The following is a 10,823-nucleotide window of genomic DNA, read 5'->3' on the forward strand; positions in this document are numbered from 1 at the left end:
GCCAGGAGCGGACATTGGGGCGGCGGCCGAAAGGCGACCTTTCGAACGCTGGGCGTCGACCTATTGTGGTCCTTTCGAGCTCGTCGTCGGTTGGTCAGTTATCGTCGAAAGAAGTTGTTGGGTATCCTGGCTTACTTCCATCGTACGCATCCGCTGGGCGCGGTAGATGGCAGACGTCAAACAGTCCTCTTCCGACATTTCCAGCACACGCAAGCGGAGCCGAATATTGGCAGCCTGGGTTTGAGCTGTCCCCCGCGCCAGTTCGAAAACCGCAGGCCGAGCGTCCGGCACCACGGTGGCAAATAACGCCATTTCGCGACGAAGAGCCTTTGTGTCCAGGTCGCCGTGGAGGGGGGTAAGAAGGCCCAGGCACCGCGAGGTCTGGCTGCCCATCTCAGAGGGCCCTTCACCTAAGGCTGCGACCAGCGCATCGCCGTTTGAAACGAGCATCGCAAAGTATCGGCGATCCAAGTCCGCGAAAGCAGCATCGATAGCTCGACTTGGATCTTGGGCCTGACCGAGAAGCATTGCCGCAAAAATGAGATGGACCATCCTGTCACCTCCCCGTGACGTAGCGTTAGTCGCTAGTTGGTGCCGGTCAAGACGGCCCCGAGCCCCCCCCCAACGGGGAGTGGTGGCGGACGCGTTAAAACCAAGGGCCGGCTGGCGCCACCAGCGGACCTTCGCGTCGCATCCACGAGCCGACATTTGCAATCCCACCGACGGCTCGTTGCATTGCCAACACGACAAGTCACTGCATAGTCTAGGCATGAGGATTTCGACGCGAACAATCGGTGCGCTCAAGCAGCACGTGACAGGAGACAGTGGTCTGACACCGTACCGGTCTGGGCCAGCCTTAGTCCGGCTATTTAACGAGTACGGTTCGGACGACGAGTATCCTAGCGGCGGTGGATTTCCCTCTCGGCACGTCTACGCCGAAGAGAAGCTGAAAAAGCTCAACGGCTCGCCAGACTTGGCCAAGCTGATTGAAGAAATTTTTGATCCACTCGAGTTCGAAGGGACGGACAAATCGTTTCACGACGCCGTCGAAGCGTTGAACCCGTTTCTCTTGCGAGACGGGTGGAAGGTGGTCTTGGTAGGCGGAAGGGCGCGCGTCGCGACGAATGATGGCAACGAGTTTGAGTTCGAAGCTCCCCTAACGGCCGTGGACGCCGAATCTGCAGCGTTCGTCGCTGACAATGCCGATAAGTGCAGGCGGAAGATGCGTGAGGGCGACTACAGAGGCGCGATTACCAACGCCCGGTCGCTATTGGAGGACGTCCTCTGCGGAGTGGAGCGCAAGCTCAGTCCAGACGCTCCTGCCAAGTACAATGGCGATCTTCCGCAACTGCTGAAGCGCGTTCGTAGGCTGCTCAAGATGGAGGCCGAACTCCATGCTGCGGACAAAGACCTCTTCGTAATGCTCAATGGACTCACCTCGGTAGTTGACGGCTTAGCTGGGTTCTCGAACCGGGCTGGTGACAGACACGGGGGCGGCATTCAGCCGGCGAAACATCATGCAGCCCTCATTGTTTCGAGCGCGATTGGCGTCGCCGCCTTCGTTGCCGAAAGTGCAGCGATGCAGCTACGGAGGTGAGAGGCGTAAGCCTCGAAGGCTCCCAATCCTTTCAGCTACGCGCCAATAGCGCTCCTTCGTGCCCGGCCCGGAGGTGGACATTCGTGGCGGTCCCTGCATTCCAGTGAACAGCGCGGGCGCACCTTAAAGCACCGCTTTGAGGCAGGACTTTTTGATCGCCAGCCAAGCTCTCGACGGCAGAGCTTAACGCGTCGCAGCCCCATATTCGAGATCATCAACGAAACCTCTTAGCGTCTTCCTCCCGACTTCGTTGTGGGTGCTTAGAAAGAAGGTTTCGTAGGCAGCGGCACTGTTTGCTTCTGGAACTGGATCCGGAGTGCCCCATCGGTGCAAAAACTCCCGGAGCTGGGTCAATAGCGCTTGGTCCGGCCCTCCCTCGGCGGACTTTTGCTGGATCAGCTTCAGGACCCGTAGGTCTTCAGCAAACGCTGCCAACTTAGCGGGCGCGAACAGTGGAGAACGACGCTCAGCTGATTTGGCGATCAAGATCGTCCGAACGCACCAGGCAATCCGTCTATTCGACAGCCGGGGGTTGGGGAGCTTGTCAGCGAAACGGCCAAGGAGCCAACCCAACGCTGAAGCCTGCCCCACCTCGCGATCATAGGAGTCGCGATACCGAAACGCCGCCCTGATACGAGGCAGGTCACCCGCGGGGTCGTACATGGGCCGTGCCTCGTTCGCGAGGTGACAAAGGAAGAGGTCACCTGCGGCGGCGCGTTCGATGAGGTCGTCGATCGGGTACATTGAGAGCGAAAGGTTGCCCATCGAACTATGCCGAGGTTGCCTCTCGGAGGTAACGAGGAGCAGGTCGACGTCCGAGCTCTCGTCCTGGTCCCCTCGGGCCCGGCTCCCGAATAGGCAGACCGCCGAGACCGTCATCGGAATACGCGCGCAGACGCTAAGGTCATCATGAACCCATCAGACGCGCCAACGCCTCCTTCGACATCTGCCGAGCCGCCGCCCGCGCCTGCTCAACCTCGGTACGGTTGCGTAGAACGAGTTGCTGTTTTTCGGGGGCCAGCCGCCCCTCCTCGACGTCGAGATTGTACTCGCTCATGAGGTAAAAGCTCTGGCTTAGCCTCGTCGGCAGCTTCCGGACGCCGTCTTCCATCTCGTACTCGATCTCCACTGCAGCCCGCCTTTCCGGCGCTAGGGCGGGATTTGGGATCAGGTCTAGATTGATTGTATGCACCCACTCGAAGTCCAAACTGGGGTCGATGGAGCACGGGCGTGGGTCGAACACGCGCTGAATCCGATTGAGGCTGTAGTCGCGGAAGTCGTTGTGCTCCCTCGACCAGGATCTTGCGTACCAACGGCCTCGGCTGTGCGCGAGGCCGTGAGGCGCGATGTTCCGCGCTGGTTCCGCCGTGCCCGTCATCGAACGGTACTCGATGCTGAGCTCCTGCTTTCCACGGATCGCGTCGAGTACGCGCAAGAGATGTTCCGCATCGGTCGGCCGCGAATTTAGGACGACGACTTCGGCGGGAGGCAACGCGTCGAACCAGGTGTCCTCCTGTCGCATCCAGCCGCCTTCCACGGCCGCGAGCTGGAGCAGGAACCGATCGGTCGACTGGCTGATGAAACGCGGCTTGAATGCGGGCCTGCGCACATAGGCCTTCAGAGCCGGGTCATAGGAGAGGTTGCCGGGAGCCAGCGCCTCGTATTGGGCGATGTCCGCGGATGCCTGCTGGCTCGAGATGCCGAAGCCGTCGGCGAGGGCCTTTCGATTGAACCGCCCCTCCCAAAAGAGTCGGAAATCGATGAACTCCAGCCTCCGCCGGACCCCCCAGCGCAGATGCGTTTCTTCGTCGTCCGTCATAGATTCATCCAGTAACTAGATTCAGTCCGACCAGTTTCTTGACGGATCGGGCAGCCATCCCTAAACTTATCGTCATGTTCGGGTTGGCCGTCAAACTGCGGCCGGTCCGTTGATCGCCAAATCCGAGCTCAAGGGGCCCTCCGTGAACGCCATCGTCCGAGAGACTTCCAACCATATCCTGGATGAGGGCGACGTCCTGCTCGCCGACGTTGCCGCGCGCGTCCAGCTGGCACCGTCCAACTACGCCACCGCCCGGGACCGCTATCACACCCTCGCCAACTGGGTGGATCGCGAAGATAGCATCCTCCACGGCAAGGTGGGCTTGGTCTACGGCCAAGGCGGCGTGGCGACCGGGTCCGTGGTGGCGAACCGCGCCTCGAACGACGAATACGACGTGGACGCGATCGTCGGTCTGCTGGTGGCGCCAACGTCCGATCCCCAGTTTGTCCTCGACGCGCTGTTCCACAGCGTCCGCGGTGAGCGTGGATCGCGCTACTACGACGTCACAGAGCGCTGCACCCGGTGCGTGCAGGTCTCCTACGCCGACGGCATGCATGTGGACCTGACGCCCGCCGTCCTCCTGGCCGGCCGGCGCGATCGCGAGAGCATTATCTTCCATCACCGCCCCGAGACCCCGCATGTCCCAGGGCGACATGTGCTGGCGAATCCGTACGGGTTCGCGGAATGGTTCAAGGCGAACACGCCCGCAGAGCCGCTCTTCGGCTCCGCCTTCAGCAGCTATCAGGCCATGGACCGCGCGCTGGTCAAGGCCCAAACCGAGCCGCTGCCGGAACAGGTCAAACCGCATGAGACCTCCCGCGCCCTATTGAGCCTCCAGTTGACGAAGCGCTTCAGGAACCTGCGCTACAACGACCGTGACGTCCGCTGCCCCCCGAGCGTGGTCCTGAGCAAGCTCATCGCCGAGCACAAGGTGCATCGCACCGGCTTCGGCGTCGCGTTGCTCTCCCATGTGACGTACATCCGCGACCAGTTCCGGGCGGCCCATGACGCGGGCCGGCTGTTCCACGCAGCCAACCCTGTCTGCCCGTCGGACGTCCTGACCGACCGCTGGCCCGGGACCCTCGCCGACCAGGCGATCTGGTGCCGGGACCTGGACCACTACGTCACCCAGTTGACCCTCTATGTCCTGGGGACGCCGACATTGGCCCAGCGCCAGACGATCCTTGGCGATCTGTTCGGCGAGCAGGCCGCCCGATCGGCCGTTCTGGATTTCGCCCAACGCATGGGACGCGATAAGGAGGAGGGGCGAAGCCGGTATGCGCCCGGTTCGGGCCGTCTCATCGTGCCGGCCGCCCCTGCGATCCTCACTCCGACCCGCGGGCGAGCGGAGCCGCAGACCAGCTATTACGGCGGAGCCGCGTGGTGGCGTCCCTAAGCAATGCGGCTCAGGACCGGCTGATCCGAGCATCCTGGCCGACCATCCGAACGGTCATCGCTGGTGAGCGACTCGCGATCTGGCGCGGCCGAATCCAGGGGCTGTCCCGCCCCTACGCGGTGGAGATCGTCTACGCCCGGAACCGTCACGGCGACCCGTTCCGCTACGACTACGCTCCGTTTCCCGAGGTGACCGTCGTCGATCCACCACTGGAGCCAAGGACCGACGATCCCGACGATCCGATCCCGCACATCTACACCGACCCGGCTCGGGCGCAGCCGGTCCTCTGCCTCTTCGATCCCCGCGCCGGAGGGTGGTCGCGTGACTGTGCGATCGCCGACACCATCCTGCCTTGGACGGCGAGCTGGCTGCGCTTCTACGAGGCCTGGCATGCGACCGGCGTCTGGATGGGCGGCTCCGCGCCCCATGGACCCGAGCTCCTGACGGCGCCAGCAGCTCGGGAAGAGGAGACCCCGCAGCCGAAGGCATCGACCACCATGGTCCGCCGCCAACTCTTCGCCGGTGTTTCCCACGATGCGCTGCTCGCCGGCACCCGGCCTGGAACGGCTGCCTCGGTGGCCGACGCCCACCCCCGACTTCACGCCGCATGACCCCGCCGGCAGGAGATACACCATGAGCTATGTCCCCCCGCGCCGCTCCGACGGCACGATCCAGCGCACGCGGGTCAAACAGCCGTGGCCGGCAGATCGGCTGTTCCGAATCCTCTCCATTGACGGTGGAGGCATCAAGGGGGTCTTCCCCGCCGCCTACCTAGCCGAGATTGAGAAGCGGTTCCTGGGCGGGGCGTCGATCGCGGACCACTTCGATATGATTGCCGGCACCTCCACCGGTGGGATCATCGCGCTCGCCCTCGCGCATGGCATGACCGCGCAAGAGGCGTTGCGTATCTACACTGACCGGGGCGAGCGCATCTTCCCCACGCTCAAGGGCTGGCGCAGGTGGGCCCGCGGATTGCGTTGGCTGACCAAGCCCAAGCACGATCAAGGCGCTCTGAGGGAGCAGCTTCTGGCCGTCTTCGGCGACAAGGTCCTGGACGACTCCAAGAAGAGACTGGTGATCCCGAGCTTCGAGGGCCTGCACGGTGAGCCGTTCATCTACAAGACGCCGCACCACCCCGACTATCAGAAGGACCGCCACAAGAGGTTCGCCCATGTGGCGCTCCACACCACGGCGGCACCCTCTTACTATCCGGCCGTGGACGACGATGGCTACGTAATGATCGACGGGGGGATTTGGGCCAACAATCCCATCATGAACGCCCTCGTCGACGTCCTGGCCTGCTTCGACGTGCCGAGGGAGAACGTGCGTATTCTGAGCATCGGTACGGGCGACGCCTTCTTCACGGTCGATAAGGGCGCGCGCGTTGGCGGAGCTGGACACTGGGCCTTCCTCCGCGCCTTCAAGGCTGCCGGTCGGGCGCAATGCAAAAACGCCCTGGGTCAGGCTTATCTGCTGATCGGCAAGAACAACATCGTGCGCATCGATCCGCCGGAGTCGGCCAACCCAATCGATTTGGACGATACGGCGAGGGCCACGGCGGAGTTGCCACTTGTGGCGCGAAGTCTGGTCGAGGGCTCAGGGCATTTGATTGAGGCCATGTTCCTACATGACCAAGTCGCCGAGTTCGAGCGCTGCCCCATCAATTGAAGGCAGCGAAGGCACGCAATGGCGGGCCAAACGAAGGTCAGTTGTCAGGACCAGACGCATTGGATTTGGGTTCCAGTACCGGCTCCAAAGCGGACCTTCCGAATGCCCGCGAAGAGTCACAACCGCCCGTAGCGCTGGCTAAAAGAACTCCTGCCAATCGGGATATCCGGCCACGCGCCTGGCAGCGCTATTCCAGAAGCCGGCTCGGCGGCACCCCTAACGCAGCAGCAATGCGTCCCAGCGCCCTGACGCTAGGATTTCTCGTGCCGCGCTCGAGATCGCTGAGATAACTCCGCTTCATACCAGCCCGGAAGGCCAGTTCCTCCTGCGAGAGGTCTGCAGCTGTCCTTAGAACACGCACGTTGCGGCCTAAAAGGGCTACGACGTCCATGGGCGCAGGAGACCGGCCAAGCTCGAACTTGGCTGCCCACCAGACGTGTCAATTGGAGTAGCGATCCGGCTCGAGCAAAATGCGTGGATCAACACCCAAAGCGATCGCAAGCCGCTCTAACGCTTCAACGCTTGGTTTTCGACTGCCGAGCTCGATGCCGCTCACATAGCTCCGCTTCATGTCAGCACGGAACGCGAGCTCTTCCTGAGAAATGCCCAGGGCGTTTCGATGACGCCTTATATTTCGGCCCAACAGGGCGACGAGGGACATCCAGACAATGGAGCGCCACCCGACCCTTTAATCTGTCCCCTAATCGTGTCATTTTGCCTCCTGAACGTGTCATTGAGGGGCTAATGACTGATCAGGCCGCGATCAGGCATGGAAACAACACATCAGGTCTAGGAGACCTGTACCTTCGGCATGCCCGCTGGCTCTCAGCCCGCCTCCGCCAGCTTGGCGTCGAGAGCCCCGAGGACGTTGTCCAGGAGACCTACCTCCGCATTGCGCCCTACCAAGCCCGAGGCGAGGTCCGTCACCCCAAGTCCCTTCTCCTCCGTATCGCCACCAACCTCGTGGCTGAGGAAGGCCGCCGTACTCAAAGGCAACGCCTCCACGTCGCCGCCGCGCCCCTCTGGACTGACGCCGCATCCCAGACCGAAGCCGTCCTCCTGAAGCAATTGGTCCTCAAGCTTCCGCAACCCGAGCGAGATATTTTCATGCTCAGCCGCTTCGGAAGTTTGACAAACGAGCAGATCGCATCACGACTAGAGGTGTCGGTGAAGACCGTGGAGCGTCGCATTTCGCGGGCTCTGAAACAGGTCGATGCTCAACTCCGACGCTAGTCCAGGGGCTTCGATGCCGGCTGAGGTACAGACACGAACGGTCGCCGACGACGAGGCGGCCGATTGGATTGCGCGGCTGGGCACGCGCACCATTTCGCTGGACACCATCCAGGCGTTCGCCAAGTGGCGCGAAGACCCGGCAAACGCCGAAGCCTATCGTCGTGCGGAACAGCTTTGGTCCCGCACAGGCGAACTGGCGGACGATCCTGACATCCAGGCCGCGCTCGCCCAGGCGCAGCGTCGACGTCCCAGACGCTTCGGCGCCAAACAGATCGGCGCAGTCGGCCTGACTGCGACTCTGGCCGCCTCGCTCGCGGCAGGCGTCTTCTTCTGGCAGGGCCGTGATACCTACGCCACAGGCATCGGCGAGCAGCGGGTCCTGCAACTGGCCGACGGGTCGCGTGTCCGCCTGGACACCGCGTCAAAGATGCGTGTCCGCTTCACCGCGGGGGAACGTCGCATCGAGCTTGCCGAAGGCCAGGCCCTCTTCGAAGTCGCGCACAATCCCGCCCGCCCGTTCGTGGTTTCGACGACAGACGCGTCCGTGACGGCGGTGGGGACTGTCTTCGAAGTGCGTCGCGTCGGATTGGAGACCCGGGTCCTTCTTGTGTCCGGCGCCGTCGACGTGGCGCAGGCTGCCGCGCCGGGCGCTCCTCAAAGGCTGCAGCCCAACCAACAGTCAGCCATCAGGGCAGGCAAAGCCAAGGTCTCAACCGTGAACGCCGACACGGCGACGAGTTGGACCACCGGAGAACTGACCTTCGTGGACACGCCTCTGGCCGAGGCCGTCGCCGAGGTGAACCGCTACCTGGCCGCCCCCATCGTTCTGGAAGCGCCCGCCGCGGCAAACACGCCGATCAACGGGGTCTTCCGCAGCGGAGACCGGACGGCCTTTGTTTCGGCCGCGGCGCACCTGTTCAATCTGAAAGCGATCAGAGAGGCTGACGGGCAGGTTCGTTTGGTCAGCTCAAGGAATAATGAGCAAGGGTGAGGGTCTGACCCCACCTCAACCGTCTCTCCCCCGACGCGCCAATGCGTCGTGGGGGAAGAAATAATGACCGCCTACTGTTTCAGCCTATTCTCCGGTGTCGCCGCTCTGGCCATATCGGGCGCCGCGCACGCCCAGCCTCAGACGCCGGCCCAGATCAACTTCTCTATTCCAGCCGGCCCCTTGGGCTCCGCGCTCAACGCCTACGCCAGCCAGGCCAGCCGCCAGCTGATGTTCACCTCGGGCCAGGTAGCGGGACATCGGACGCCTGGACTCAGCGGACGGATGACGGCCGACGCCGCCCTCGACCAGCTTCTTGCTGGTTCCGGCCTCGTTGCCGTTCAGTCGTCCAGCGGGGTCTGGATTCTTCAGCGCGCGCCTAAGGATCAACTGGCAGAGGCCGTGATCGTCGATGACGTGGTCGTCACCGGCACCCTGCTGCGCGGCCCCGGCGATACCCCCTCCCCGGTCACCGTGATTCGGCGGGATGATCTCGACCGCACCGGTCGCGCTACGATCGCGGACGCCCTCGCCTCCCTGCCCCAGAACTACGCAGGCAGCGGGACGCCGACTACGGCCCTGGTCGGATCGGACCCCATGCAGAGTAATTCGGGCCTGGCGACCGGCGTGAACCTGCGCGGCCTCGGGCCGGACTCCACCCTGGTGCTGGTCAACGGCCGCCGTATGGCGGGCGCAGGCGGCCGGGGTGATTTCGCCGACGTCTCGGCCGTTCCGACCGCCGCGGTCGAACGCGTGGATGTCCTGCTCGACGGCGCCTCCGCTCTTTATGGCGCGGACGCCGTCGGCGGTGTGGTCAACATCATCCTGCGGCGGGACTTCGACGGTCAGGAAAGCCGATTGCGTATCGGCGCGTCGAGGGGCGGCGGCGAGTCCGTCATCGCCGCCCATACCATCGGCCGGACATGGTCCACCGGCCAAGCGCTTCTGTCCTATGAGTTCGAGCGTCAGAATGCGCTGAGCACCATGGACCGCGCCTACACCGCCACGGGTGATCTGAGGCCTTTCGGCGGAACGGATCACCGGACCTATTACGGCGCCCCCGGCAATATCGTCCGTTTTGACAATGCGACCTCAGCCTATGTCGCCACCCATGCGATCCGACCCGGCGCGGACGGCCTCGCCAGATCGCCAGCCGATTTCGTCGCCGGCGAGCAGAACTACGACAACACTCGTGTCGGGGCTGCGCTCGTTCCGGAGTTCGATCGCCACGCGGCCTACCTCTACGCCCGACAGCAGATCGGCTCGCACCTCGAATTCACAGGTGACCTCCGCCTTAGCCAACGCGAGTTTGAGACCGAAAGTTTGACGCCGACCACGATTGCGACGGTCACCACGGCCAATCCCCACTTCGTCTCTCCGACGGGCGCGACGTCGCACAGCATCGCCTATTCCTTCGGTGAAGATATCGGGGCTTCGCGACGCTCCGGTCAGGCCCGCAGTCTCGGCGCCAGCCTCGGCGTCCGAGTCTTCCTGCCCGCAGACTGGGAAGCCGAAGCCTTTCTGACCTATGGCTCCGAGCGGACCGTCGACGGGAGCCGCGGCGTTCTGCACTCCATCTATCTTCAGGAAGCTCTGGGCAATACGGCGGACAATCCGGCGACCGCATTCTCGGCGCCGCGCGACGGCTACCTCAACCTCTTTGGCGCTGGCGCCGCGAACTCTCGCGCCGTCCTGGACTTTATCTCCAGCGGCTGGAGGCGCTACACAGACGAAAGCGAGGTGGCCTCCGCCAACCTCATCGCCCAGGGCGCGGCGTTCAAGCTTCCCGCGGGCGATTTGAAGGTCGCTGTCGGCGCCCAGTTCCGAACGGAGGCGCTGAAGAACAGCGGCGTCACCTTCACCTCAGGCCTCACCCCGCTCTCGACCCGATCCCCTGACACGGACCGCAAGGTCACAGCCGCCTTCATCGAGGTGCGCGCGCCGCTCATCGGTCCCGACCAAGCCATCCCTGGCGTACAAAAACTGGAACTCTCGCTCGCAGGGCGTGTGGAGGACTATGACGACATCGGGTCCACGGCCAATCCCAAGATCGGCCTGATGTGGACCCCAGCGGATGATCTCAAGATCCGCGCCAACTGGGGCACCTCCTTTCGCGCGCCGG

Annotated in this window: 12 protein-coding genes; 7 read left to right on the forward strand and 5 right to left on the reverse strand. The window is 63.5% G+C overall.

The features are described 5' to 3' along the window. Positions 1 to 60: 60 nt before the first annotated feature. Positions 61 to 552 carry a hypothetical protein gene (locus BDIM_RS01610; RefSeq protein WP_040344531.1) on the reverse strand — a complete coding sequence of 164 codons (492 nt, stop codon included), beginning with the start codon at positions 550 to 552 and terminating at the stop codon, positions 61 to 63. 217 nt (positions 553 to 769) lie between these two features. On the opposite strand from BDIM_RS01610, the gene BDIM_RS16940 reads away from it, so the two are divergent. Beyond that, on the forward strand, positions 770 to 1,597 hold the full coding sequence (locus tag BDIM_RS16940; RefSeq protein ID WP_169312112.1) for an abortive infection family protein: 828 nt from the start codon (positions 770 to 772) through the stop codon (positions 1,595 to 1,597). A 183-nt stretch (positions 1,598 to 1,780) separates the two neighbouring features. Here the strand turns inward: BDIM_RS16940 and halB are convergent, their stop codons facing one another. Then, the gene (gene halB, locus BDIM_RS01620) at positions 1,781 to 2,482 is read right to left on the reverse strand and encodes an anti-phage Hailong system nucleotidyltransferase HalB (protein WP_256974338.1); all 702 of its coding nucleotides are present in this window, start codon (positions 2,480 to 2,482) and stop codon (positions 1,781 to 1,783) included. Between the two features lie 22 nt (positions 2,483 to 2,504). Further along, on the reverse strand, positions 2,505 to 3,416 hold the full coding sequence (locus BDIM_RS01625; RefSeq protein WP_003163813.1) for a helix-turn-helix transcriptional regulator: 912 nt from the start codon (positions 3,414 to 3,416) through the stop codon (positions 2,505 to 2,507). 142 nt (positions 3,417 to 3,558) lie between these two features. On the opposite strand from BDIM_RS01625, the gene BDIM_RS01630 reads away from it, so the two are divergent. Genes BDIM_RS01630 through BDIM_RS01640 form a run of 3 tightly spaced genes read left to right on the forward strand, consistent with a single transcriptional unit; the run spans position 3,559 to position 6,480 of the window. Continuing rightward, positions 3,559 to 4,812 (forward strand): nucleotidyltransferase domain-containing protein, encoded by a 1,254-nt coding sequence (locus BDIM_RS01630; protein WP_003163814.1) that lies wholly within the window; start codon positions 3,559 to 3,561, stop codon positions 4,810 to 4,812. Next, positions 4,800 to 5,423, forward strand: coding sequence for a type II CBASS E2 protein (locus BDIM_RS01635; protein WP_050796561.1), 624 nt, complete (start codon positions 4,800 to 4,802; stop codon positions 5,421 to 5,423). Before BDIM_RS01630 ends, BDIM_RS01635 begins: the two co-directional genes overlap by 13 nt. Positions 5,424 to 5,445: 22 nt before the next feature. Next, complete coding sequence (locus BDIM_RS01640) at positions 5,446 to 6,480, forward strand: CBASS cGAMP-activated phospholipase (RefSeq protein ID WP_003163816.1); 1,035 nt, start codon at positions 5,446 to 5,448, stop codon at positions 6,478 to 6,480. 187 nt (positions 6,481 to 6,667) lie between these two features. Here BDIM_RS01640 and BDIM_RS16945 read toward each other — a convergent pair whose 3' ends face one another. Together BDIM_RS16945 and BDIM_RS16950 are read right to left on the reverse strand one after the other, a co-directional pair. Further along, complete coding sequence (locus tag BDIM_RS16945; RefSeq protein ID WP_040344536.1) at positions 6,668 to 6,871, reverse strand: helix-turn-helix domain-containing protein; 204 nt, start codon at positions 6,869 to 6,871, stop codon at positions 6,668 to 6,670. A 48-nt stretch (positions 6,872 to 6,919) separates the two neighbouring features. Continuing rightward, entirely contained in the window at positions 6,920 to 7,141 is a 222-nt protein-coding gene (locus BDIM_RS16950; RefSeq protein ID WP_003163817.1) for a helix-turn-helix domain-containing protein, read from the reverse strand. An 83-nt stretch (positions 7,142 to 7,224) separates the two neighbouring features. Here BDIM_RS16950 and BDIM_RS18660 point away from each other — a divergent pair, with 83 nt between their 5' ends. The 3 genes from BDIM_RS18660 to BDIM_RS01660 form a co-directional block, all read left to right on the forward strand. Further along, a complete protein-coding gene (locus tag BDIM_RS18660; protein ID WP_081461811.1) occupies positions 7,225 to 7,713 on the forward strand; it encodes an RNA polymerase sigma factor in 489 nt (162 codons plus the stop codon). Then, entirely contained in the window at positions 7,694 to 8,704 is a 1,011-nt protein-coding gene (locus BDIM_RS01655) for a FecR family protein (protein WP_248601196.1), read from the forward strand. Before BDIM_RS18660 ends, BDIM_RS01655 begins: the two co-directional genes overlap by 20 nt. A 63-nt stretch (positions 8,705 to 8,767) precedes the next feature. Further along, on the forward strand, positions 8,768 to 10,823 hold a 2,056-nt coding region (locus tag BDIM_RS01660), incomplete at its 3' end, for a TonB-dependent receptor (protein ID WP_040344541.1).

It is taken from the genome of Brevundimonas diminuta ATCC 11568, from assembly GCF_000204035.1.
GTDB classification, from domain to species: Bacteria; Pseudomonadota; Alphaproteobacteria; order Caulobacterales; family Caulobacteraceae; genus Brevundimonas; species Brevundimonas diminuta.

What these genes read in the sequence shown, in the direction of transcription:
- BDIM_RS01610 (WP_040344531.1), bottom strand. Translation starts at nt 552, where the DNA reads ATGGTCCATCTCATTTTTGCGGCAATGCTTCTCGGTCAGGCCCAAGAT.
- BDIM_RS16940 (WP_169312112.1), top strand. Translation starts at nt 770, where the DNA reads ATGAGGATTTCGACGCGAACAATCGGTGCGCTCAAGCAGCACGTGACA.
- BDIM_RS01625 (WP_003163813.1), bottom strand. Translation starts at nt 3,416, where the DNA reads ATGACGGACGACGAAGAAACGCATCTGCGCTGGGGGGTCCGGCGGAGG.
- BDIM_RS01640 (WP_003163816.1), top strand. Translation starts at nt 5,446, where the DNA reads ATGAGCTATGTCCCCCCGCGCCGCTCCGACGGCACGATCCAGCGCACG.
- BDIM_RS16945 (WP_040344536.1), bottom strand. Translation starts at nt 6,871, where the DNA reads ATGGACGTCGTAGCCCTTTTAGGCCGCAACGTGCGTGTTCTAAGGACA.
- BDIM_RS16950 (WP_003163817.1), bottom strand. Translation starts at nt 7,141, where the DNA reads ATGTCCCTCGTCGCCCTGTTGGGCCGAAATATAAGGCGTCATCGAAAC.
- BDIM_RS18660 (WP_081461811.1), top strand. Translation starts at nt 7,225, where the DNA reads ATGACTGATCAGGCCGCGATCAGGCATGGAAACAACACATCAGGTCTA.
- BDIM_RS01655 (WP_248601196.1), top strand. Translation starts at nt 7,694, where the DNA reads ATGCTCAACTCCGACGCTAGTCCAGGGGCTTCGATGCCGGCTGAGGTA.